Here is a 20,845-nt window from a genome sequence, read left to right as displayed (position 1 = left end):
TTGCTGCATGTGCAGCGTTACGCTATTGCAAGAGTACTTGAGCGGGGGATCACGGGGCGCTCTTGTTTCGAAAGGACACCTTTCGACCTGCGCCGTCAGAAATTCCGCTGGCCCATGACGGTAAAGGACTGATCATATGACCAACGTAGTAATCGCATCCGCCGCACGAACAGGTGTTGGCAGCTTCAGTGGTTCGTTTGCGAACACACCTGCCCATGATCTGGGCGCTGCCGTTCTGGAAGCAGTTGTCGAGCGCGCCGGAGTGGAAAAAGGCGAAGTCAGCGAAACCATTATGGGTCAGGTTCTGACTGCCGCCCAAGGCCAGAATCCCGCGCGACAGGCGCATATCAATGCCGGCCTGCCACAGGAAAGCGCCGCATGGGGCATCAATCAGGTTTGTGGCTCGGGCCTGCGCGCCGTTGCTTTGGGCGCCCAGCATATTCAGCTGGGAGACGCGGAAATCGTCGCTGCTGGTGGTCAGGAAAACATGACGCTGTCACCCCACGCCGCCGCGCTGCGCGCCGGTCACAAGATGGGCGACATGAAGTATATCGACACGATGATCCGCGATGGCTTGTGGGATGCTTTCAACGGCTATCACATGGGTCAGACTGCCGAGAATGTTGCACAGAAATGGCAGATTAGCCGCGAGATGCAGGATGAATTCGCCGTTGCTTCGCAGAACAAGGCCGAAGCAGCCCAAAAGGCCGGCAAGTTCGCAGACGAAATCGTGCCCTTCACCATCAAGACCCGCAAAGGCGACATCGTGATGGACAAGGACGAATACATCCGTCATGGCGCAACCATGGAGGCGATGGCCAAACTGCGTCCGGCCTTCACCAAGGACGGTTCGGTCACAGCTGCCAACGCCTCGGGATTGAACGACGGTGCGGCCGCGACGCTGCTGATGTCAGCCGAAAACGCCGAAAAGCGGGGAATCGAACCTCTGGCGCGCATCGCGTCCTATGCGACCGCCGGTCTGGACCCTTCGATCATGGGCGTCGGCCCGATCTATGCATCGCGCAAGGCACTGGAAAAAGCAGGCTGGTCGGTAGACGATCTGGACCTGGTCGAAGCCAACGAAGCCTTTGCCGCGCAGGCTTGCGCGGTTAACAAGGATATGGGCTGGGATCCGTCGATCGTGAACGTAAACGGCGGCGCCATTGCCATCGGCCATCCGATCGGTGCTTCGGGGTGCCGTGTTTTGAACACCCTGTTGTTCGAAATGAAGCGACGCGATGCAAAAAAGGGTCTGGCGACCTTGTGCATCGGCGGTGGCATGGGCGTTGCCCTTTGTGTGGAGCGCGACTAAGCGCTTTGACAATCAAATAGAATTAGGCGCCCAGTGGGCGCCTTTTTTTGTTACATTGAGGTTCTAACCCTTGGATGCGACGATATTGCCGCCCGGAAACCGAGATTCAAGACGAAACAATATTGCGCACAACCATCTCTCAGAGTAACAGCATTACTAAGACGACTAAAATTGAAGGAGTCATAAATGGCACGAACAGCACTCGTAACTGGCGGTTCCCGCGGCATTGGCGCAGCAATTTCCAAGGCGCTAAAAGCCGAAGGATATAACGTTGCGGCCACCTATGCAGGGAACGACGAAGCAGCCGCAAAATTCACCGAAGAAACCGGGATCAAGACCTACAAGTGGAACGTCGCGGATTATGACGAATCCAAAGCGGGCATCGAAAAGGTTGAAGCTGAGGTTGGCCCCATCGATGTGGTCGTCGCCAATGCAGGCATCACCCGCGATGCACCGTTCCACAAAATGACGCCGGATCAGTGGAAAGACGTGATCGACACCAACCTGACTGGCGTGTTCAACACCGTGCACCCCATTTGGCCCGGCATGCGCGAGCGCAAGTTCGGCCGTGTCATCGTCATCAGCTCGATCAACGGTCAGAAAGGCCAGTTCGCTCAGGTGAACTATGCAGCGACCAAGGCGGGTGACCTGGGCATCGTGAAATCCCTGGCGCAGGAAGGCGCGCGGGCGGGGATCACTGCCAACGCGATCTGCCCCGGCTATATCGCAACCGAAATGGTCATGGCTGTGCCCGAGAAGGTGCGCGAGTCCATCATTGGCCAGATCCCGGCCGGCCGCCTGGGTGAGCCAGAGGAAATCGCCCGCTGCGTGGTCTTCCTGGCATCGGACGATTCGCAGTTCATCAACGGTTCGACGATCTCGGCCAACGGTGCGCAATTCTTCGTCTGATCCAGACTTGTGAACAAAAAACGGGCCGGTCCTTTTGGGCCGGCCCTTTCTGATCCCGTAAGAACGCGCGCGCTGCGATCAGCGGGAACCGAATATCCATCCGCAAAACTGCCAGACCACCCTGCTGCGCTCTTGGTGGGCACGCAGGATCGCCATCTGGGCGGCGGGATTCGTCGTCATCTCGATCATGGCAGTCTCCTTTTTCAAATCAGTTTTGTTTGACCTGATGTGAATATGGAGGCTAAAAACAAACACGACAAACGAGCTTTCTTGAGACTTCAGTTAAGTTTTTCTTCACTATGAGTGACTATCTGCCTCCGCTGACCGCGTTGCGTGCTTTTGACGCCGCAGCCCGGCACATGTCTTTTTCGAAGGCGGCGGAAGAGCTGCATGTGACGCCAGCTGCCCTGTCGTTTCAGATCAAGTCGCTTGAAGAACACCTTGGTAGGCCGCTGTTTCGTCGTCTGAACCGCGCCGTAGAACTGACCGAGGCGGGCCGTGCCCTTGCGCCTGGTGCGGCAGATGGGTTTGCCACCTTGCAAGCCGCATGGCGTGCGGTGCGCAGACAGGAAGATGACACAAGCCTGACCGTCACCGCGGGCCCAGCTTTGACCGCCAAGTGGCTGGCGCCGCGGCTTTACGAATTTGCTCGGGCGCATCCCGAGATCGATCTGAAATTCTCGGCCACGCTGCGCAACATGGATCTGGAACGGGACGACGTGGACGTCGCCATCCGCTTCGGGAATTCGGCCGATGACGGGCTGTATTCCGTTCCCGTCAGAAAGGAATGGCTGACCCCTGTAATGACGCCGGAACTTGCGGAACAATTCACCACGCCGGAAAGCCTTGAAGGGGCCCCGCTGATCCATGACGATTCGATCAGCTTTCTGACCCCGCCTTGTGATTGGCCCGCTTGGTTCCGTGCTGTCGGAATGGATTTCACTCCGACCCATGGCGCGCATTTTTCCAATGCAGATCACGCGATTGATGCCGCTGTTGCCGGTGTCGGCGTGGCACTGGGGCGACGCGCCATGATTCTCAAGGACCTGACCGAAGGCCGCTTGGTTGCGCCGTTCAAGGTGGCCCTGGAAACACAAGGCCGGTTCCGGTTTCTGTGCCTGCCGGGGGCTGAAAAGAAACCTCAGATCGCGGCGTTTCGCGATTGGTTCCTGACCGAGATTGAAAAAACCGCGCATATATCGGATGAGTTCAGAATCATACCGATTGAAGAGGTTTCCCGCCCATGACCAAAATGCGCGCAACGGCCATCGGCTTCGTGGCTGTCTTGCTATGGGCCTTGCTGGCGTTGTTCACTGTCGGGTCGGCGCCCACGCCGCCCCTGCTGCTGAACACGATCTGCTTTTCGATTGGTGGAGCGCTTGGGCTTGTCTGGGCGACGGCGACAGGTGGTCTGAGCGATCTAAAGCAAGTCCCCTGGACGACCTACCTGTTTGGCGCATTGGGCCTGTTTGGCTATCACGCGCTGTATTTTTCGGCCCTGCGCATGGCGCCGGCTGCCGAGGCCGGGCTGATCGCATATCTCTGGCCTCTGCTCATTGTGCTTCTGTCGGGCCTGCTTCCGGGTGAACATCTGCGTATCGGCCACCTGATCGGGGCCTGCCTTGGATTCGCAGGGGCCGCTGTCATCATTGCCGGGGGTGGCGGCGCGGGCTTTCAGGCCCAATACCTGCCTGGATACGCATTGGCTTTGCTGTGCGCACTGACATGGTCGGGCTATTCCGTTCTATCACGCAGACTGGAAGGCACGCCGACCAGTTCCGTCGCAATTTTCTGCCTTGCGGCTGCATCGGCTTCGGGTCTGCTGCATCTGGCGGTGGAAGACACTGTACTGCCCGATACGGTACTGGGCTGGGCGTCGGTGCTGGCACTCGGCCTTGGGCCCGTCGGGCTGGCGTTCTACGTCTGGGACATTGGCGTCAAGCAAGGCGACATTCAAATTCTCGGAACCTCATCCTATGCGGCCCCGTTACTGTCGACCCTTGCTTTGGTAGTGGCCGGGATCGCGACCCCGTCCTGGGGGCTTGCGATCGCGGCCTTTCTGATCACCGGCGGGGCCTTGATAGCGGCCCGCGCCAGCCTGAAAACTTAAGCGGACAGGCGTTCGATCTCTTCTTTCAGCTTGAGCTTCTGCTTTTTCAACTGAGCAATATGGAGATCATCGATACCTGGCGAGCGTTGGGCTTGTTCTACTTCTAGACCGAGAGATTCGTGCTTTTTCTTCAGTTCCGTCAGATGTGCGCTCACGCTCATTGCGATCCTCCTTGTTTATGTGTCTGTATGTCACGTAAGAATTTGACCACATCGTTTCCACCCTGTCACGCTGCAGACGCACAGAATCTGTAACAAATCCGACAAATTCGGCTGGTCATTGCCGATGGCACAAGTTCCGAGGCAACGGAGCGGCGTGTCGAAGCACGGCTGAGACCGCCTCGGTATAGCTTTCACCGTCTTTTTCGTGGCGCTCACCAGCGTGCAGAATCAAAGGCGCATGGAGGCGAAATGCCGCGCGTCCCCCTTTGCGGGCGCTCAGGATGACCAGTTCGGCCTCGCGGCCCACCCGCGCGCTGAGCGGCAGCACCTCGATTGAACCCAGTTTCCCTTCACAAGCCGTCAGCATATCGGGAAGACGGTCGGCTTTCTGGATCATGTGCAGGAACCCCCGAGGGGCAAGGCGTTTGGCCGCCACGGTGATCCAGTCAATTAGAGGCGTATTTTCACCCAGGGCAATGCTCCGCCCTGTGTCGCTGGCGGGGCTATGCGCCCCAGAACGGTAATAAGGCGGGTTCGCGATAACGTGATCAAAGCGACGCTGTCGGAGGTCATCAGGCAAAGCGTTCAGGTCAGCCTCGATCACGTCCAGATCACAGCCGTTGATTTCAGAATTGCGGCGGGCCAGCTCCGCGTAGGCCGGTTGCAATTCGATCCCAACCATTTGCAGCCCCGGTACCCGCGCGGACAGGCACAGAATGGCAGCCCCCGCGCCACATCCCAGTTCCAGCACGGATTGCCCGGCCTTTGCAGGGACGGATGCGGCAAGCAGAACAGGGTCTACTCCGGCGCGGTAACCTGACGCAGGTTGCAGCAATCGCACCCGGCCACCAAGGAAATCGTTGCACGTCAATTCATTGTCGTCAAAGCGCATCATCGGCCCAGCGGGATTTCGTTGTCGCGCATCACACGCTCGGCACGGGTCAGGTCTTCGGACCGAACCATCAGTCGACGGGGAAAGATCCCGATACCACCTTCGAGGATGCTCATATTTACGTCCATCTGAAAGCAGTCTATATCCTCGCCCTCAAGGAGAGCGGATGCAAAGGCCAGGATTGTCGGATCGGTACTGCGCAACAGTTCTTTCATGGGGATGGATGTAAGGGCAAGGCGAGGCGAAAGTCGAGCCTTGTATCAGGAGTGTGATGACCGTCGACATGATCTCAAAACCGCATGAGCGTCTGGCTGAAATTCTGGCGGGCGAGATGGAAGCCGTGAACGGGCTGATCCGCACGCGGATGGCGTCGGACCATGCGCCACGCATCCCGGAAGTGACGCGGCATCTGGTCGAAGCAGGTGGAAAACGCCTGCGCCCGATGCTGACACTGGCCGCAGCACGCCTGTTTGGCTATTCCGGCGACCACCATGTGCGCCTTGCTGCGACGGTCGAGTTCATTCACACCGCCACCCTGCTGCATGACGACGTCGTGGATGAAAGCGCACAGCGACGGGGCCGCCCGACCGCCAATCTGCTTTGGGACAACAAATCCAGCGTTCTGGTTGGCGATTACCTGTTTTCACGCAGTTTCCAGCTGATGGTGGAAACGGGCTCGCTGCGCGTTCTGGATATCCTGGCCAATGCCTCTGCAACCATTGCCGAAGGCGAAGTGCTGCAAATGACGGCCGCAACCGATCTGCGCACGGATGAAAACGTTTATCTTCAGGTCGTACGCGGCAAGACGGCTGCATTGTTTTCAGCCGCGACCGAAGTGGGCGGCGTGATCGCAGGTGCCTCGGAAGAGCAGGTCAAAGCGCTTTTCGACTATGGCGATTCACTGGGCATCGCGTTCCAGATTGCCGATGACCTGTTGGATTATCAGGGCGACAGCAAAGCGACCGGGAAGAATGTTGGCGATGACTTCCGTGAACGGAAACTGACCCTGCCCGTCATCAAAGCCGTGGCGCAATCCACGCCGGAAGAACGCGCCTTCTGGGAGCGTACGATCGAAAAGGGCCGCCAACAGGACGGGGATCTGGATCAGGCGCTGGGGCTGATGAACAAATACGCCACGCTGGAAGAAACCCGGCAAGACGCTTTGGGCTGGGCCAACAAAGCCAAGACGTCGCTGGACGTGCTGCCGGATCATGAGATTCGCAGCCTGTTGCGCGAATTGGCCGATTACGTGGTTTCACGTCTCAATTGAGCTGTGTGGCGCGGCACCACCAATCAGGATGGGCTGCGCCGATCTCATAGGCCGCGAAATGCGCGTCTTTCATCGTCGGATAGAGCGCAAAACAGGTTGATCCTGACCCTGACATGCGCACCACGAGCGCGCGATTGGTCATCTGCAACTCGTCCAACACCTGATCAATCTCAGGTGCGACGTTCATGGCGGGCACTTGCAGATCGTTTCGTTGATTGCGCAGCCACTGGGCGCACTCATCGGCACTTTCAAACTCAGGTGTGCTTTCAGGCATTGGCGGGTTGCCTCTGGACGCCAGCGCGTTGAAAACGGCGCCGGTGGGCACCTGTACATTCGGGTTGACCAAAAGGGCGGGCAGGTGCGGAAGGTTCACCGCCGTCAAACGATCGCCAATGCCCTGCATTCTGATCGCCCGACCTTCCAGGCAGACGGGGACATCCGCCCCCAATGACAACGGCAGGCCCTGCGGGAGGTCGTGGCCCTGATCTGCCAGGGCCCCAAGCGTGGCCGCAGCATCAGACGACCCTCCGCCAATGCCCGCCCCATGGGGCAGGGACTTGGTCAGTTGAATATGACCGGTCCAGCCGACAGCTTCTGCCGCCCTCCAGACCAGATTTCGGCTGTCCGTGGGGACTCCGTCGGCAAACTCGCCGCGCACATCCATGGACAATTCGGGGCCGGGGGTGAATGTCAGCCGATCACCCAGATCGGCGAATACAACCAGCGAATCCAACAGGTGATAGCCGTCGTCTCGACGGCCAGTCACATGAAGGGTCAGGTTGATCTTGGCGGGCGCAAACGCCTTAATTTCCATTGGCGACTTTCAATGGCTCCGAACCTTCTTCGGCCAGAACGGCATCCAGCCCGACTTCGATCTTGCGCCGGATTCGATCCGGATCGGCTTCGCCGTCCGTGTCTTCCGGGTCGATGAAGGACAAGGCGCGGCTCCACTGAAACTCGGCCTCGCGCGCGCGGCCGACAGCCCAGTAGACGTCACCCAGATGATCGTTGACCACCGGATCCACCGGCATCAGCTCAACCGCACGTTCCATGTGTTCGACGGCCTCATCGTAACGCCCCAGACGGAACAGAACCCAACCCAGACTGTCCACGATATAGCCACTGTCCGGACGCGCAGCTACTGCGCGCTCGATCATATCCAATGCTTCATCCAGCTTTTCTTTGCGCTCAACCAGCGAATACCCCAGGTAATTCAGAACCTGAGGCTGATCCGGGTTCAGTTCCAGCGCCCGACGGAAATCAGCTTCGGCCTGGTCCCATTGCTTCAGCCTTTCATGACTGATTCCACGAGCATAATGCAGGAACCAATTCCCACCCGCCGCGTTGTCCGTCAGCGCGATCGCAGTGTCATAAGAGGCCACGGCAGCGGCATAGTTTTCCTGTCGGCGCTGCAAGTCTGCCAAAGCGACATGCACACCCGGAAAATCAGGGTCTTGCGCAGCCAGGTTCTGCAACACCTCGACGGCCGCATCGGTTTTTCCCGAACGGTCCAGAACTTCGGCCCGGCCCAATTCGGCCGCATGGTGATCGTTGCTGTCCGCCGGGACCAGGCGGTATGCCTCAACCGCCAGATCATATTGCTGCAAGTTGTCCAGCAGATCCGCGCTCAGCAAAATGGCATCCACATGATCGGGGCGCAGGAAACTGGCCAAGCGTGCGTACAGCAGAACGTAATCGGCCGAAGCTTCGCTGTTCAATGCGGCACCGACGGTGAAAAAAATCTCGGCCATGCCGTCCTGAGCGGATCGGACATGGGTGAACGGCAGTGTTTCACCCGCCGCCAACTGGCTCAAATACGCCTCGATGGTCGGGTCACTGCCCGCCACAAACACATCGTCCAGAAACTGAATGGCGTCTTCGTTGCGATCCAGCTGCGACAGAATCTCGGTGCGGGCCAAAGCAGCACGACGAGAGAACCGGGCAACCGTTCCATCATTGTCGGCAAGTATCGCCTCGGCGCCTTCGAAATCGCCGATAGACGCCAATGCCATCGCCTTGTGGTAAAGCGCAAATTCCCTGAGGCCATCCTGTGTGGCGACAGAATCGAACTGTTCCATCGCCTTGGTCATCTCGCCCTGCCCCAGATGGGCCCAGGCGATCATCAGGCCGTCAACAAGGGGGCCAACTCCCTGTGTTTCAGGGTCCCGGGCCAGCAGGTCGTCAAATCTCCCATCGGCGATCAGATTGGCCGAAATCACCATACGCGCTGCCTGGCTGGGAAGGTTGGCTTCCTCGATCTGCTGGGCGATCGGCAGCGCGCGCGCCACTTCCCCCAAAGCGATGCGTGCAACGACAACGCTTTCCTGCAACAGCGCATTTTGGGGATCAAACCTGAGGGCCTGAGCGTAATATCTTTCAGCGGCAGAATAGTCGTTTTCGTAAATCGCCTGCCGCCCGGCCAGATAAGACCCGGCGCCCGTTTCCGAAAAGGCCGGAACCGCGACCGACGACATGAACAGCACGGACAAAGCCGCGCGACGAACCAGGGAAAACACCGAAATCCTGCCTTGCTATCGTTGACTGAGGGGTAAGCTAGGGCTTCGGCAGGCAAGAGGCAATGGCAGAGCCTTCACAGCGCCGCCATTGCCCGTTTTTTGCTTACATGTTCGGATAGTTTGGACCATCGCCGCCCTGCGGTGTGGTCCAGGTGATGTTCTGGCTGGGATCCTTGATGTCGCAGGTTTTGCAGTGAACGCAGTTCTGGAAGTTGATGACGAATCGTGGGCCGCCCTCATCCTCGACCACTTCATACACGCCCGCAGGGCAATACCGCTGCGCCGGCTCGTCGTATTTGGGCAGGTTGACCTTCACGGGGATCTCGGGATCGGCGAGACGCAGGTGGCAGGGCTGGCTTTCCTCGTGGTTTGTCGCTGCGAACGAGACATTCGTCAGACGATCGAAGGACAGCGTTCCATCCGGCTTTGGGTAATCGATTGGCTGGTGCTTGCTGGCATCCTCGGTCGATTCCGCGTCGTTCTTGCCATGGCCCAACGTGCCAAACAGCGAAAAGCCAAACGTGTTGGTCCACATGTCCAGACCACCCAACATCAGGCTGGCGGTCAGACCCCATTTCGACCACATCGGTTTGACATTACGAACCTTCTTCAGGTCGGAGCCAATCGCGCCATTGCGAACTTCGGTCTCGTAAGCCGTCAGCTCATCGCCCGAACGCTCGGCCTTGATCGCTTCGAAAGCAGCCTCGGCTGCAGCTTTGCCTGACAGCATCGCGTTGTGGTTGCCTTTGATGCGCGGCACGTTGACCATGCCCGCCGAACAACCCAACAGCGCCACGCCCGGCGCGACCAGTTTCGGCATCGACTGATAGCCGCCTTCCGTAATCGCACGGGCGCCGTAAGCGACCCGCTTGCCGCCTTTCAGCAGATCGGCCACCATGGGATGGTGCTTGAAACGCTGGAACTCCATATAGGGGTACAGATGCGGGTTCTTATAGTTCAGGTGCACCACGAAGCCGACATAGACCTGATTATTTTCAAGATGGTAGATGAAGGATCCGCCGCCTGCGTTGCTGCCCAGTGGCCAGCCCATCGTGTGCGTCACGCTGCCTTCCTTGTGCTTGGCAGGGTCGATCTCCCAGATCTCTTTCATGCCGACACCATATTTCTGCGGCTCTTTGCCGGCAGACAGGTCGTATTTGGCGATCACTTCCTTGGACAGCGACCCGCGCACACCTTCTGACAGGAAGACATATTTGCCGTGCAGCTCCATCCCCGGTTCGGTGTTGGGGCCATAGGAACCGTCTGCCTCAAGGCCAAAAACGCCCGCTACGACGCCTTTGACTTCGCCATTGTCGCCATAGACCATTTCCGAGCACGCCATGCCCGGAAAGATCTCGACACCCAGTTCTTCAGCCTGTTCCGCCATCCAGCGGCACACATTGCCCATCGAAACGATGTAGTTGCCGTGGTTGTGCATCAGCGGCGGCATCGGGAAGTTCGGGATGCGGACCTGGCCTGCTTCACCCAGCATGTAGAACTTGTCGTCCTTCACGGGCACATTCAGCGGCGCGCCTTTTTCTTTCCAATCCGGGATCAGCGCGTCCAGACCACAGGGATCAAGAACCGCGCCCGACAGGATATGCGCGCCAACCTCGGACCCTTTTTCCAGAACGACAACGTTCAGGTCGGCATCCAGCTGTTTCAGACGAATGGCCGCCGACAGTCCCGCAGGACCTGCACCCACGATCACCACATCGTATTCCATCGCTTCGCGTTCAATCTCGGCCATCGCGGGCTCCCTAGCTAACTTTCCGAATTGGCGCTGTCACCGCATGATCTGCGCAATTTTGTTTCACGGCTGATTACATGGTCGGAAAGACATTGGTCAATCGAAACACGGCGTAACAAGGGCGCTATTCGACACATCCCCCCTCTGGTGCATCCCCCATCAGGTACCTGGGACCGCTACCATGCGATTTTGCCCGGTCATCGGGGTTGTAGAGCGCGCATTTCGGCAGGCTCAGACACCCGCATCCGATGCAGCCATCCAGATTGTCGCGCAACCGTTTCAGGGTGTCGATTCGCTGATCCAGATGGGCCCTCAGCTGTACGCTGATCGCCTTCCAGTCCTGAGGCGTCGGCGTGCGGTTTCCGGGCAGGCCCGACAGCACCCGCCGGATTTCCGGCAGCGTCAGGCCGAACTGCTGCGCAATCATGACAAAGCTCAGCCGCCGAATATCGGCCCGCTGATAGCGCCGCTGTCCGCCCGCGTTGCGCCAGGGCGAAATCAGACCCTGCGCTTCGTAATACCGGATGGCCGACACGGCCAGACCTGTGCGCCGGGCCAATGCGCCAATCGCCAGCCCCTCTGATGCCGCCATCAAACCCTCATGAAAAATTCCTTGACCTAAAGTTAGGTTTAGAAATTACGCTGAGTCGGGACAAGCCAAAAAACACAGGAGATCCCATGATGGCGACGCTTGAACACACCAACTTCACTGTCCGCGACCCGAAGGCCTCGGCCAATTGGATGCAAAAGGTCTTTGGCTGGAAAACCCGTTGGGAAGGCCCCGCAATTGCCGGCGGATACACCGTGCATGTCGGTTCGGCCCATACGTATCTGGCACTGTACAAACCTGACGACCCGAAGCAGTCGGATGAAAGCAGCTATGATGTGATCGGCGGGCTGAACCACGTGGGTGTTCTGGTCGAAGACATCGATGCCACCGAAGACAAGGTTCGCAAGGCAGGATTCGAGCCCCACAACCATGCCGATTACGAACCAGGGCGCCGGTTCTATTTCCGTGATGACAACGGGATCGAGTTCGAAGTGGTGCAATATGATTGAGATGATTTGGCTTTGCACCCCATCGCAGCGTTGGCGCAGGTCGCGGCATCCCGATCATCGGCACAGGCCCCACCCCAAATCAAAACGGCGCGAAGTCGCGAATTGATCGCTGCTGACGCTGTCACCTCTTGCAATTCACGTGGCATTTGGGTCAGGTAACTGCCAATCTAACATTCGCCCCGACGCTCCTGTGCGGCGGGGCGACTCAATTTATGCGTGGACGTAGAGAGTATGGAAAAGATCCCGATGACGCCTGCGGGCAATGCCGCGCTCGAGGCTGAGCTGAAGAACCTCAAATCCGTTGAACGCCCGGCGATCATCGAAGCCATCGCCTCGGCGCGCGAGCTGGGCGACCTGAAGGAAAACGCCGAATATCATTCTGCCCGTGAAAAACAGGGCTTCATCGAAGGTCGCATCAAAGAACTGGAAGGTATTCTGTCGCTGGCCGATGTCATCGATCCGGCAAAATTGTCGGGTGCGGTCAAGTTTGGCGCAAAAGTCACATTGGTCGACGAAGATACCGAGGAAGAAAAGACCTGGCAGATCGTCGGTGAATACGAGGCCAATATCGAAAACGGCCTGCTGAACATCAAATCCCCCATCGCCCGCGCCCTGATCGGCAAAGATGAAGGGGACAGTGTCGAAGTGCGCACACCCGGCGGCGTGCGCTCTTACGAAATTCTGAGTATCGAGTACGCCTGACCGGAGCGCATGTAATGTCGGGGCCAAAACCTGACCCGGAAACCGTAAAGCCGACGTCGCTGGGCATCTATGATCGCCCGAAGACTCCGGCTGTCACCGAAATCGAGATTGCCGCACTGGTGCTCAGCCTGATCTGGCTGGTGGTGTCGGTCGTCTTTCTCGTGCTGCCCGGTCAGGGGCAGAACGGTGGCTTTGTCGTCGCCTTTCTGGCCGTGTTCATGCCCGTGGCGATGATCTGGGTTGCGGCCACCGCGATGCGCGCCAGCCGGGTGATGCGAGAGGAAAGTGCGCGGTTGCAAACGGCAATCGACGCGATCCGGCAGGCCTATGTGGCGCAGCAGCAGCGCGCCTCCAGCACCTATGAACCTGCGGTTACCAAAAAGCTGGATGAAATCGCTGCGGCCACACGGAAAACCGAAGACGCCCTGGCGACGTTCTCGACCAAACGCACGGCGCGTTCTGCTACGGCCACGCAGAGTTCCTCTCAGGGCGACCAGACCTCGTTGGAACTGGGCACACCTGCGGAAGAGATCACACCGCCGCTGAGTACCGAGGTTTTCATCCGCGCCCTGAACTTCCCCGAAACGCAGGATGACACTGAGGGGTTCAATGCGCTGCGTGTTGCATTGAAGGACCGCAAGACGGCACAGCTTGTGCAAGCTTCGCAGGATGTTCTGACGCTGCTCAGCCAGGAAGGCATCTACATGGATGACCTGCGGCCCGACAAGGCCCGGCCAGAAATCTGGCGCCAGTTCGCCCAAGGTACACGCGGGCGCGCCGTGGCGGCGCTGGGCGGCGTACGCGACAGATCCTCACTTGCGCTGACGGCAGCCCGGATGAAACAGGATCCGATTTTCCGCGACGCCGCGCACCATTTCCTGCGCCGGTTTGACAAGATGATGGCCGAGTTCGAACCCACGGCAAGCGATGCGGAACTGAGTGAACTGGGTGAAACCCGAACGGCCCGCGCATTCATGTTGCTGGGTCGCGTGGCGGGCACGTTTGATTAATCCGGCCCGACTATCCACGACATTTTGGTCGCGCTGCTGAAATTGAACAGATACTTCAGCGGCCCGGTTTTTTCTTGACCCACAGGCTGGAATCCCTCGCGCTCGTAAAGGCTGCGGGCGCGGGGGTTTGTGTCGATGACATCAAGCTGAACCTCTGACATGTTGCGGTTGCGGGCCTCGGACTTGATGGCATTCAGCAATGCCGTGCCCACTCCTTTGCCGCGCGCCTCGGCAGCGACAAAAATGCCATCCATCTGGAACACGCCCGGTTTCAGTTCGCGCTCCAGCACGCTCAGAACCAAGGCGCGCCAGGTCGCCCCGAACCAACCATAGACCTGCGCCAGATCAGACATATTGCCCCCCGCAAAAGAGCCGTCACGTGTCTTGAAACCTGCTAGACCCAGCATCCGGCCCGTTTCATCCCGTGCAACCAGCGCGAAATCCGGGTTCAATGCGAGTTCAAAGAAAGCCAATCCTTTTTCGTCCGGCCCCATGACTTTGCCCAGCTTGGCCGCAAATGCCTGCCAGAACAGTGCCGCCGCTTGCGCGCGTTCCTGATCGGCGAACCCTCTGGAAATCGTGACCGTCACAACCCGAAACTTCCATACGGAAGGAAACGGACCATATCGCCCGGTTTGACATGACGCGTACCGTCCTCGATTTCGACCAACCCTTCAGCCCAGCTGAGGCCACTGATCCGGCCTGATCCTTCCGAGTGGAAGACCTCGACCCGCCCATCCCGCATTCGGGCGCGCAGATATTCCCGGCGACCGGGCTTCTTGCGCTTTTCAAAGGCGGCAGGCACTTCGAAACCTTGCGGTTCAGCCCAGCCTTCACCGGACATCAACCCCAAAGCCGGACGCGCGAAGATCAACGTACAGACCATGGCGGCAACCGGATTTCCGGGCAGGCCAAACACCGGCACGCCAGACCACAAACCCAAAGCCAGCGGCCGCCCGGGTTTCAACGCAATGCGCCAGTGCTGCATCGCACCGGCCTGACGCAACAGGGCCGAAACATGGTCTTCCTCACCCGCTGACGCGCCACCACTGGTCAAAATCACATCCGCCTGTTTCGCGGCCTGATCCAATCGATCCCGCAAAGCGTCCCGATCATCCGAAACACGCCCCATATCCACGGGCACGAACCCCATCCGGTCGATCAAGGACAGCAGCATCGGGCGATTGGCGTCGAAAATCTGACCCGGACCAGCGCTCTCTCCGGCTTCGAGCAATTCATCACCCGTAGAGACCACGGCCACGCGAAGCGGTTTGCGCAGGTTGACTTCGGCGATCCCCACGGCAGACAGCAGCGCAAGATCGGCAGGGGTCAGCCTGCGCCCTGCAGGAAGGGCGACATCGCCTGCGGTCACATCTTCTCCCGCGCGCCGTGTGTTGGCGCCTTTTTTCAGCGGGCCGTGGAAGGCTATGTGGCCGTCCTTGACCGTGACATCCTCTTCCAGAATGACCGTATCGACACCGGCAGGCAGCGCCGCCCCCGTCAGCACGCGCAAGGCCCAACCTTCAGGCACGACACCGTCGAACGGGATCCCTGCCGCCGCGCGCCCGTCAACCAATGGCATGATCTGCGGGCCATCAGGGGCGGGACCGGCAAAACCGTACCCATCGACGGCCGTATTCGGTTGCGGCGGGTTCGAACGTCGGGCGACCACATCCCCGGCCAGAACGCGCCCGCATGCCTTGGTCAGCGCCATCGTCTCAGATGCGGTAATCGGGTGCAGCCTGTCACGCAAACAGGCCAACGCCTCATCCACCGGTGTCCAGTTGACCCCGGCGGGCAACGCGAAGCAATCGTTCCGCAACGGGGGCGGGGCTATGTTCGGCTTGTCCTGTGGCACACCCAATATCCAACCTTCCTCTGCCGCTGAGACGTTCAATTGCGCATCCAACTCCTGCTCTGTCAAACGCGACAGAGTCAAGGCGACCTGTTCAACCTGCCAGGCATCCTTGATCCGCCCATCCGGTGCCGCGCCAAGTGTTAAAGACGGCCAGATTTCCACGAAGGCGACAGGTTTATCCAGCGGCTCGAACGGCCAGACCGAGATTTGCCCGGCAAACCGATGGCGAAGCCGGTTCAGAATCGGCAGCCCCATCATGACTTGGCCACCAACCGCGCCTGCCCCTGCCATCTGCCAGCAGGTGAAGCTTCCTTTTGCCAAAGTCTCAACGACACGACGGTTCGGGAACGGGTTGGAATAGTCCGATCTGGTACGCGGCAGGCCGTCAATATCTCGGCGCAATCCATTCATCCAGAACGGACCACGGCCGCCAAACTGAAGGTTGATCCGACCCGCCAGATCAAAGCGGTTATTGGCCTTCGGAGAATCCTCGACTTGTTGGTCGAACCAATCCCACAACGCCAGCGGATCGTCCGTTCCGGTCATCGCCCGTGCGAAGCCGCAAGGATATCCAAAAGGAAAATCGAACCCAAGAAGCAGGCGGCGACCGGCCTTCAGTTCGGCGCGGATCAGAGCATCCAACCTCTGCTCGGCTATCTGCCTGTTGCGCAGGTATTCGGGGTCAAGCGCTTTTCCGTTTCGTACAATGCAGGCCCAGATCGCATCCTTGCGCGGGGTCGGCCCGGTGTCGTTTCCGCCAGACCAATCCACCATTGCAAAGGTCTGGAACAGACTCACAAACCGACCTCTTTCAGGATGAAGTCAGCAATCCCGGCGGTATCGTCCAGATCATAGACCGGGCGGTCCAGATCCAGCGGAGTGTCGCTGGCCACCGCGCGGATGGTGCCATTTTCAGGTGCCATCAGCGCATGGCCCGCCTCAACACGATACGCTTCGATTTTGGGGTGGTCCTCGCGCTTGAAGCCTTCGACCAACACCAGATCGACCGGCGAGAGCCGCGCCAGCAGCTCGGCCAGCGGCGGTTCAGGCGCGCCCCGCAATTCCTGCATCAAAGCAATGCGTTGCCCCGAGGCAAGCAATACCTCGCTGGCCCCCGCAACGCGGTGCCGGTAACTGTCGGTGCCCGGCTGATCCACATCGACGCTGTGATGCGCGTGCTTGACCGTAGAGACCGTAAAGCCCCGGCTGGTGATCTCGGCCACCAGCCGTTCCATCAGCCCGGTTTTGCCGGCATTCTTCCAGCCCGTGACGCCATAGACCCTCATGCCTGCTCCAGCAATTTTCGGGCACGGTCCAGATCTTCAGGCGTGTTGACGTTGAAAAACGGATCAAACGGGTCGGCGCTGAACAATGCCTCGCGCCCGTCATGTTTGTCGGTCCACAGCACCACCTTGCGCAACCCGTCCATCAGCGCCGCCCGCAGATCATCGCGCAGCGCCACGGGCCAAAGCCCGAATGTCGGGTGTCGGTTGACTCGCTTGCCGCCTCCGGATTTCAGCGCCTCGTCGCCCGTACGCGGCGTGGTGGCCAAGACCAACGGGTGTACCTGCCCTTCCGCAGCCTGCGTCAGTCGCGTAACCAGATCGCGCGGGAAAAATGGCGTATCCGCAGCAGCTGTCACGATGCAGTCCGCCCCCTGCTCTGCCGCCCAGTCGAGCCCGGCCAGCACACCGGCCAGAGGCCCGGCAAACCCTTCGATCGTGTCAGGCAGGACGGGCAGGCCCAGATCAGCGAAGCGCTCAGGGTCGCCATTCGCGTTCAACGCCAACCCACTTACCTGTGGGGACAGACGGTCAATCACATGGGATAGCAGGCTCTGCCCCCCGATCTGCAGCAAACCTTTGTCGCCACCACCCATACGTGTGGCCTGCCCGCCTGCAAGAATGACGCCAAGCGGTTTCGTCATGATGGGTCCTCGATTTCCGGCCATTTTTGGAATTTCTCCAGCGGTGAAAAAATCCAAACCCCACTACCCGCACCAAGCAAAATGAAACACAGGCTCAAAGGAAGTCCGGAAAAGTCGACCAGGACATGGCTCAAGCGAATGAAAGCGAAAAAGAGCACCAAAACCGCCACAGGCGCGAAAAACGACCAGAAATAGCACCGATACCTGCGAAGTGATCGTCTGATTTCGTTTGGCAAAACGACTGAGTCTGGCAAACCTTGAAGAAGGGTACGTTGCAACACGGCGCTTTGTTTTTGCACCGCCAATCCCCAAGCTGCCCATCCCATCCGGAATGGGGCAAACAGGTCGAATGTGCCGATATATTCTCTTGCCTCCCACCCCAATCGATCCAGAGTTTCTTCGTCCAACCGTGCCATGCCCTCTACGATTGTCCGTTTGCTGCGTGCGTAGTTTCGCGCAGCAAGAATGCTTAGCGGCAAGATACTGGCTGCAACGACAAACAGGAAAAAAAGTCTAAGGGTTTCCAAAATCATCCTGCACTTTTCCGGCGGTGTTTCCTGTCTTCGATCGCTACGGTTGACGGGTCCACGTCGCGCAGCAGGCGATCCTCACCCGACAGGCAGACAAAGCGCTGGCCGCGCATCCGCCCGATCAGCGTCAGCCCGACCTCGCGCGCGATCTCGACGCCCCAGGCGGTGAAGCCCGAGCGGGACGCCAGTACCGGAATCCCCATCATCGCCGTTTTGATTATCATCTCGGATGTCAGGCGACCAGTGGTATAGAGGATCTTGTCCGCCGCACACTCATCTTCTGACAGCATCCAGCCTGCGATCTTGTCGACGGCGTTGTGGCGGCCCACGTCCTCCATATAGACCAGCGGGCAGTTTTCACGGCACAGGACCGTGCCGTGAATCGCTCCGGCCTCGAGGTACAGCGACGGAGTGCGGTTGATCTTCGAGGCCAGATCATACAGCCAGGAGGTGCGCACCTGAACCTGCGGCAGTTGTACGTCTTCCAGCCCCTCCATCATGTCGCCAAATACAGTACCCACGGCACACCCGCTGGTGCGGGTCTTTTTCTTCAGTTTGTCTTCATAAGATGTTTCGCGCGCGGTTCGGACGATCACGGTTTCAAGGTCGTCGTCATATTCCACGCGCGTGATTTCATCATCCGACAGCAGCATCCCCTGATTGCGCAGAAAGCCCAGCGCAAGATATTCGGGATAATCGCCAATCGTCATCGCCGTCACGATTTCCTGCGAATTGAGGAAGATCGTCAGCGGGCGTTCCTCGACCACAGATATCTGGCTGATTTCACCGTTCTGGTCCACACCCTCGACCGCTCGGGTCAGGCGCATCGCACCCGGATCAGGGGCGATAAGATAGTCCGACAGATCGAATTCCGTGGCCAATTGCAACCCCTTCCCAAGACAGTTACTGCTGCATGAATCACCATAGGATTTAGCCATGGCCTCTGCCACATCCAAGTCATACTTCTGGAAAGGTTTTCGGGACGGGACGCCGTTTATCTTCGTCGCCGTGCCCTTTGGCCTTCTGTTTGGTGTTTTTGCGACCGAAGCCGGGCTGACCCTTGTCCAGACGATGGCCTTTACATCGACCGTTTTTGCAGGTGCCGCGCAATTCGCGGCGTTGCAATTGTTGCAGGACAACACCCCGACCGTGATCATCATAATCTCGGCGCTGGCCGTGAATCTGCGTATGGCGATGTATTCCGCATCACTGACACCTTACCTGGGTTCCGCGCCCATGTGGCAGCGTGCCTTTGCGGCATATCTGACCGTGGATCAATCTTATGCCTGTTCAATCGTGCGGTTCGAGAAAGAGCCCGACCTGTCAGTGCCACTACGCATGGCCTATTTCGTGGGCTCTGTCACGCCGATCACACCGCTTTGGATTCTGAGCACTTATCTAGGCGCAGTGCTGGGTGCGCAAATACCGGAAAGCTGGGCGCTGGATTTTGCCCTGCCTATCACCTTTCTGGCCATGATAGGGCCGATGATGCGGACCTTTGCACATGTGGTCGCGGCCCTTGTGGCCATCGCGGTATCGTTGTTGACCGTCGTAATCCCGTTCAATCTGGGTCTGCTGATCGCCGGATGCGCTGGAATGGTTGCCGGTGCACAGGCGGAACTGATCCTCGAACGCAGAAAGGCGCGACAATGACACAGCCCGATTCCGTCACCATCTGGACCATTATCATCGGGCTTGCCATCGGCAGCTATGCGCTGCGCTTTGTCTTTATCGGTTTTGTGGGTGATCGCCCGATGCCGCCTTGGCTGCTGCGTCACCTGCGATATACAGCGGTGGCCATCCTTCCCGCATTGATCGCACCGCTGGTCGTTTGGCCCTCTGCCACCGAAGGGCAGCCTGATCTGCCACGTATGTCGGCGGCAGCCGTTGCCCTGGCGGTCGGAGTGATCAGCAAAAACGTGATAGCGGCCATCTTTTCCGGGGCCGCCACGCTCTATGGTTTGCTTTATCTACTGAGTTGAGACAGCGTCGAGCTGGTTGAGACGCGCATTGTTTGCCGCCAAACCTTTTTGCAGATCCGCATCGTCATTTTCCCGATATTCTTCGGTCACGACGCCCGGAATCTGCGCAAACTGTTCCGACAGGTTCACCGGATAGAACGTCACATCAATCTGCTCGAACCCCGGCACCTGCTTCAACAGTTGAGAAGTCGAGTTAGTGCAGAATGCGCCAGCGACCGGACCGGATTGCTTTGCCAGTTGCAAGGCGATTTCAGCCTGTTGCGGGCTCACCTGAATAGTCTGTATGCGGGCATAATGCGTCTCGCGCGCGTGCGAGCTGCGATAAGCTCGTTCGACCGCCGGGGTAATGCCGTAAAGCACATCATCCTTCACCGGAACCACATCCGCCCGGAACGAACCGGCAGGGTCAAAGATCACCCGCTCGCTGCCCGAGATCATCAGCGACGTATGCGCGCCCGATCCGGTGCGTGTATTGATCATTGTGTACAGCGTCAGGGTCGCTGGCCCCGGATCACGGTAGGACCGGGACACGATCTCGTTCCGATCCGCCTGTGGACGGTTCGAATTGGCGCAGCCCGCCACTGTCACTGCCAGCAAGCAGGCAATCAATATCCTGAACAAGTCAGCCCCCGAAACGATTAGGAGGCGAAAACCGCCAGGAACAGGCACAGGAAGGCAATGGCGACCACACACCACGTGGTGGCCTTGATGAAACCGTTGAATGTCTTGGTTTGGACCGTGATGTCCATTTCGCCGTGCTTGTGTTCAGCCATGAGTCTCAGATTCCCAATTCGCGTGTTTGATCTGTTGGATAATGGAAAACAGAACGCCTGTCACGACGTCATTCGCGCGCAGGA

General features: G+C 58.9%; 25 protein-coding genes. 10 read left to right on the top strand and 15 right to left on the bottom strand.

Translation table 11 applies throughout. From position 1 onward, the window contains the following. Positions 1–136 precede the first annotated feature (136 nt). The 4 genes from FIU92_RS01130 (at position 137) to FIU92_RS01115 (ending at position 4,331) form a co-directional block, all read left to right on the top strand. The gene (locus FIU92_RS01130) at positions 137–1,312 is read left to right on the top strand and encodes an acetyl-CoA C-acetyltransferase (RefSeq protein WP_152456805.1); all 1,176 of its coding nucleotides are present in this window, start codon (positions 137–139) and stop codon (positions 1,310–1,312) included. 186 nt (positions 1,313–1,498) lie between these two features. Continuing rightward, positions 1,499–2,221, top strand: coding sequence for an acetoacetyl-CoA reductase (gene phbB, locus FIU92_RS01125; protein WP_152456804.1), 723 nt, complete (start codon positions 1,499–1,501; stop codon positions 2,219–2,221). Between the two features lie 299 nt (positions 2,222–2,520). After that, positions 2,521–3,468 carry a transcriptional regulator GcvA gene (locus tag FIU92_RS01120; protein WP_152456803.1) on the top strand — a complete coding sequence of 316 codons (948 nt, stop codon included), beginning with the start codon at positions 2,521–2,523 and terminating at the stop codon, positions 3,466–3,468. Then, on the top strand, positions 3,465–4,331 hold the full coding sequence (locus tag FIU92_RS01115; RefSeq protein ID WP_152456802.1) for a DMT family transporter: 867 nt from the start codon (positions 3,465–3,467) through the stop codon (positions 4,329–4,331). The genes FIU92_RS01120 and FIU92_RS01115 overlap by 4 nt, the downstream gene beginning before the upstream one ends. On the opposite strand, the gene FIU92_RS01110 is transcribed toward FIU92_RS01115, so the two are convergent. The 3 genes from FIU92_RS01110 to FIU92_RS01100 all read right to left on the bottom strand — a co-directional run bounded on the left by FIU92_RS01110 (position 4,328) and on the right by FIU92_RS01100 (position 5,599). Further along, a complete protein-coding gene (locus tag FIU92_RS01110) occupies positions 4,328–4,492 on the bottom strand; it encodes a YdcH family protein (protein ID WP_083445267.1) in 165 nt (54 codons plus the stop codon). The two genes, FIU92_RS01115 and FIU92_RS01110, sit on opposite strands and share 4 nt — an antisense overlap. Positions 4,493–4,607: 115 nt before the next feature. Continuing rightward, positions 4,608–5,387: a tRNA1(Val) (adenine(37)-N6)-methyltransferase gene (locus FIU92_RS01105; RefSeq protein ID WP_152456801.1), complete on the bottom strand. Its 780-nt coding sequence runs from the start codon at positions 5,385–5,387 to the stop codon at positions 4,608–4,610. Continuing rightward, entirely contained in the window at positions 5,384–5,599 is a 216-nt protein-coding gene (locus FIU92_RS01100) for a DUF2007 domain-containing protein (protein ID WP_152456800.1), read from the bottom strand. Before FIU92_RS01100 ends, FIU92_RS01105 begins: the two co-directional genes overlap by 4 nt. A 56-nt stretch (positions 5,600–5,655) precedes the next feature. Here FIU92_RS01100 and FIU92_RS01095 point away from each other — a divergent pair, with 56 nt between their 5' ends. Beyond that, positions 5,656–6,654 carry a polyprenyl synthetase family protein gene (locus FIU92_RS01095; protein WP_152456799.1) on the top strand — a complete coding sequence of 333 codons (999 nt, stop codon included), beginning with the start codon at positions 5,656–5,658 and terminating at the stop codon, positions 6,652–6,654. On the opposite strand, the gene FIU92_RS01090 is transcribed toward FIU92_RS01095, so the two are convergent. From FIU92_RS01090 to soxR, 4 genes are all read right to left on the bottom strand, one after another. Continuing rightward, entirely contained in the window at positions 6,647–7,468 is an 822-nt protein-coding gene (locus FIU92_RS01090) for a 4-(cytidine 5'-diphospho)-2-C-methyl-D-erythritol kinase (protein ID WP_152456798.1), read from the bottom strand. The two genes, FIU92_RS01095 and FIU92_RS01090, sit on opposite strands and share 8 nt — an antisense overlap. After that, positions 7,458–9,128, bottom strand: coding sequence for a tetratricopeptide repeat protein (locus FIU92_RS01085; RefSeq protein WP_152459806.1), 1,671 nt, complete (start codon positions 9,126–9,128; stop codon positions 7,458–7,460). Before FIU92_RS01085 ends, FIU92_RS01090 begins: the two co-directional genes overlap by 11 nt. Positions 9,129–9,273: 145 nt before the next feature. After that, positions 9,274–10,920, bottom strand: coding sequence for an electron transfer flavoprotein-ubiquinone oxidoreductase (locus FIU92_RS01080; RefSeq protein WP_152456797.1), 1,647 nt, complete (start codon positions 10,918–10,920; stop codon positions 9,274–9,276). 124 nt (positions 10,921–11,044) lie between these two features. Continuing rightward, complete coding sequence (gene soxR, locus FIU92_RS01075; protein ID WP_152456796.1) at positions 11,045–11,512, bottom strand: redox-sensitive transcriptional activator SoxR; 468 nt, start codon at positions 11,510–11,512, stop codon at positions 11,045–11,047. 86 nt (positions 11,513–11,598) lie between these two features. On the opposite strand from soxR, the gene FIU92_RS01070 reads away from it, so the two are divergent. From FIU92_RS01070 to FIU92_RS01060, 3 genes are all read left to right on the top strand, one after another. Next, the gene (locus tag FIU92_RS01070; protein ID WP_152456795.1) at positions 11,599–11,979 is read left to right on the top strand and encodes a VOC family protein; all 381 of its coding nucleotides are present in this window, start codon (positions 11,599–11,601) and stop codon (positions 11,977–11,979) included. A gap of 231 nt (positions 11,980–12,210) precedes the next feature. Next, positions 12,211–12,681, top strand: a complete 471-nt coding sequence (greA, locus tag FIU92_RS01065; RefSeq protein WP_152456794.1) for a transcription elongation factor GreA — start codon at positions 12,211–12,213, stop codon at positions 12,679–12,681. Between the two features lie 14 nt (positions 12,682–12,695). Beyond that, the gene (locus FIU92_RS01060) at positions 12,696–13,691 is read left to right on the top strand and encodes a hypothetical protein (RefSeq protein WP_152456793.1); all 996 of its coding nucleotides are present in this window, start codon (positions 12,696–12,698) and stop codon (positions 13,689–13,691) included. On the opposite strand, the gene FIU92_RS01055 is transcribed toward FIU92_RS01060, so the two are convergent. Genes FIU92_RS01055 through FIU92_RS01030 form a run of 6 tightly spaced genes read right to left on the bottom strand, consistent with a single transcriptional unit; the run spans position 13,688 to position 18,893 of the window. Next, positions 13,688–14,281 (bottom strand): GNAT family N-acetyltransferase, encoded by a 594-nt coding sequence (locus FIU92_RS01055; protein ID WP_254705337.1) that lies wholly within the window; start codon positions 14,279–14,281, stop codon positions 13,688–13,690. The genes FIU92_RS01060 and FIU92_RS01055 overlap by 4 nt on opposite strands. Further along, complete coding sequence (gene glp / locus FIU92_RS01050; protein WP_152459805.1) at positions 14,278–16,323, bottom strand: gephyrin-like molybdotransferase Glp; 2,046 nt, start codon at positions 16,321–16,323, stop codon at positions 14,278–14,280. The genes FIU92_RS01055 and glp overlap by 4 nt, the downstream gene beginning before the upstream one ends. Before the next feature lie 20 nt (positions 16,324–16,343). After that, the gene (mobB, locus tag FIU92_RS01045) at positions 16,344–16,835 is read right to left on the bottom strand and encodes a molybdopterin-guanine dinucleotide biosynthesis protein B (RefSeq protein ID WP_152456792.1); all 492 of its coding nucleotides are present in this window, start codon (positions 16,833–16,835) and stop codon (positions 16,344–16,346) included. Continuing rightward, positions 16,832–17,476 (bottom strand): molybdenum cofactor guanylyltransferase MobA, encoded by a 645-nt coding sequence (mobA, locus tag FIU92_RS01040; protein WP_152456791.1) that lies wholly within the window; start codon positions 17,474–17,476, stop codon positions 16,832–16,834. Before mobA ends, mobB begins: the two co-directional genes overlap by 4 nt. Beyond that, a complete protein-coding gene (locus FIU92_RS01035) occupies positions 17,473–18,009 on the bottom strand; it encodes a hypothetical protein (protein WP_152456790.1) in 537 nt (178 codons plus the stop codon). The genes mobA and FIU92_RS01035 overlap by 4 nt, the downstream gene beginning before the upstream one ends. Continuing rightward, positions 18,006–18,893, bottom strand: coding sequence for a formate dehydrogenase accessory sulfurtransferase FdhD (locus FIU92_RS01030; RefSeq protein ID WP_152459803.1), 888 nt, complete (start codon positions 18,891–18,893; stop codon positions 18,006–18,008). Before FIU92_RS01030 ends, FIU92_RS01035 begins: the two co-directional genes overlap by 4 nt. Before the next feature lie 49 nt (positions 18,894–18,942). Here FIU92_RS01030 and FIU92_RS01025 point away from each other — a divergent pair, with 49 nt between their 5' ends. Both FIU92_RS01025 and FIU92_RS01020 read left to right on the top strand, forming a co-directional pair. Further along, positions 18,943–19,659, top strand: coding sequence for an AzlC family ABC transporter permease (locus FIU92_RS01025; RefSeq protein ID WP_152456789.1), 717 nt, complete (start codon positions 18,943–18,945; stop codon positions 19,657–19,659). Further along, the gene (locus FIU92_RS01020; RefSeq protein ID WP_152456788.1) at positions 19,656–19,988 is read left to right on the top strand and encodes an AzlD domain-containing protein; all 333 of its coding nucleotides are present in this window, start codon (positions 19,656–19,658) and stop codon (positions 19,986–19,988) included. Before FIU92_RS01025 ends, FIU92_RS01020 begins: the two co-directional genes overlap by 4 nt. Here FIU92_RS01020 and FIU92_RS01015 read toward each other — a convergent pair. Beyond that, complete coding sequence (locus FIU92_RS01015; RefSeq protein WP_152456787.1) at positions 19,977–20,609, bottom strand: hypothetical protein; 633 nt, start codon at positions 20,607–20,609, stop codon at positions 19,977–19,979. The two genes, FIU92_RS01020 and FIU92_RS01015, sit on opposite strands and share 12 nt — an antisense overlap. A 17-nt stretch (positions 20,610–20,626) precedes the next feature. After that, entirely contained in the window at positions 20,627–20,761 is a 135-nt protein-coding gene (locus FIU92_RS01010; RefSeq protein WP_050604020.1) for an aa3-type cytochrome c oxidase subunit IV, read from the bottom strand. Positions 20,762–20,845 lie beyond the last annotated feature (84 nt).

The organism is Ruegeria sp. THAF33, from assembly GCF_009363615.1.
Lineage (GTDB): Bacteria > Pseudomonadota > Alphaproteobacteria > Rhodobacterales > Rhodobacteraceae > Ruegeria.
This window is presented reverse-complemented; position numbering and strand designations above follow the sequence as displayed.

Excerpts from the sequence above, each read along its gene's own strand:
- FIU92_RS01130 (WP_152456805.1), top strand. The coding sequence starts at position 137 with ATGACCAACGTAGTAATCGCATCCGCCGCACGAACAGGTGTTGGCAGC.
- phbB (WP_152456804.1), top strand. The coding sequence starts at position 1,499 with ATGGCACGAACAGCACTCGTAACTGGCGGTTCCCGCGGCATTGGCGCA.
- FIU92_RS01120 (WP_152456803.1), top strand. The coding sequence starts at position 2,521 with ATGAGTGACTATCTGCCTCCGCTGACCGCGTTGCGTGCTTTTGACGCC.
- FIU92_RS01115 (WP_152456802.1), top strand. The coding sequence starts at position 3,465 with ATGACCAAAATGCGCGCAACGGCCATCGGCTTCGTGGCTGTCTTGCTA.
- FIU92_RS01110 (WP_083445267.1), bottom strand. The coding sequence starts at position 4,492 with ATGAGCGTGAGCGCACATCTGACGGAACTGAAGAAAAAGCACGAATCT.
- FIU92_RS01105 (WP_152456801.1), bottom strand. The coding sequence starts at position 5,387 with ATGATGCGCTTTGACGACAATGAATTGACGTGCAACGATTTCCTTGGT.
- FIU92_RS01100 (WP_152456800.1), bottom strand. The coding sequence starts at position 5,599 with ATGAAAGAACTGTTGCGCAGTACCGATCCGACAATCCTGGCCTTTGCA.
- FIU92_RS01095 (WP_152456799.1), top strand. The coding sequence starts at position 5,656 with ATGACCGTCGACATGATCTCAAAACCGCATGAGCGTCTGGCTGAAATT.
- FIU92_RS01090 (WP_152456798.1), bottom strand. The coding sequence starts at position 7,468 with ATGGAAATTAAGGCGTTTGCGCCCGCCAAGATCAACCTGACCCTTCAT.
- FIU92_RS01085 (WP_152459806.1), bottom strand. The coding sequence starts at position 9,128 with ATGTCGTCGGTCGCGGTTCCGGCCTTTTCGGAAACGGGCGCCGGGTCT.
- FIU92_RS01080 (WP_152456797.1), bottom strand. The coding sequence starts at position 10,920 with ATGGCCGAGATTGAACGCGAAGCGATGGAATACGATGTGGTGATCGTG.
- soxR (WP_152456796.1), bottom strand. The coding sequence starts at position 11,512 with ATGGCGGCATCAGAGGGGCTGGCGATTGGCGCATTGGCCCGGCGCACA.
- FIU92_RS01070 (WP_152456795.1), top strand. The coding sequence starts at position 11,599 with ATGATGGCGACGCTTGAACACACCAACTTCACTGTCCGCGACCCGAAG.
- greA (WP_152456794.1), top strand. The coding sequence starts at position 12,211 with ATGGAAAAGATCCCGATGACGCCTGCGGGCAATGCCGCGCTCGAGGCT.
- FIU92_RS01060 (WP_152456793.1), top strand. The coding sequence starts at position 12,696 with ATGTCGGGGCCAAAACCTGACCCGGAAACCGTAAAGCCGACGTCGCTG.
- glp (WP_152459805.1), bottom strand. The coding sequence starts at position 16,323 with ATGGTGGATTGGTCTGGCGGAAACGACACCGGGCCGACCCCGCGCAAG.
- mobB (WP_152456792.1), bottom strand. The coding sequence starts at position 16,835 with ATGAGGGTCTATGGCGTCACGGGCTGGAAGAATGCCGGCAAAACCGGG.
- mobA (WP_152456791.1), bottom strand. The coding sequence starts at position 17,476 with ATGACGAAACCGCTTGGCGTCATTCTTGCAGGCGGGCAGGCCACACGT.
- FIU92_RS01035 (WP_152456790.1), bottom strand. The coding sequence starts at position 18,009 with ATGATTTTGGAAACCCTTAGACTTTTTTTCCTGTTTGTCGTTGCAGCC.
- FIU92_RS01025 (WP_152456789.1), top strand. The coding sequence starts at position 18,943 with ATGGCCTCTGCCACATCCAAGTCATACTTCTGGAAAGGTTTTCGGGAC.
- FIU92_RS01020 (WP_152456788.1), top strand. The coding sequence starts at position 19,656 with ATGACACAGCCCGATTCCGTCACCATCTGGACCATTATCATCGGGCTT.
- FIU92_RS01010 (WP_050604020.1), bottom strand. The coding sequence starts at position 20,761 with ATGGCTGAACACAAGCACGGCGAAATGGACATCACGGTCCAAACCAAG.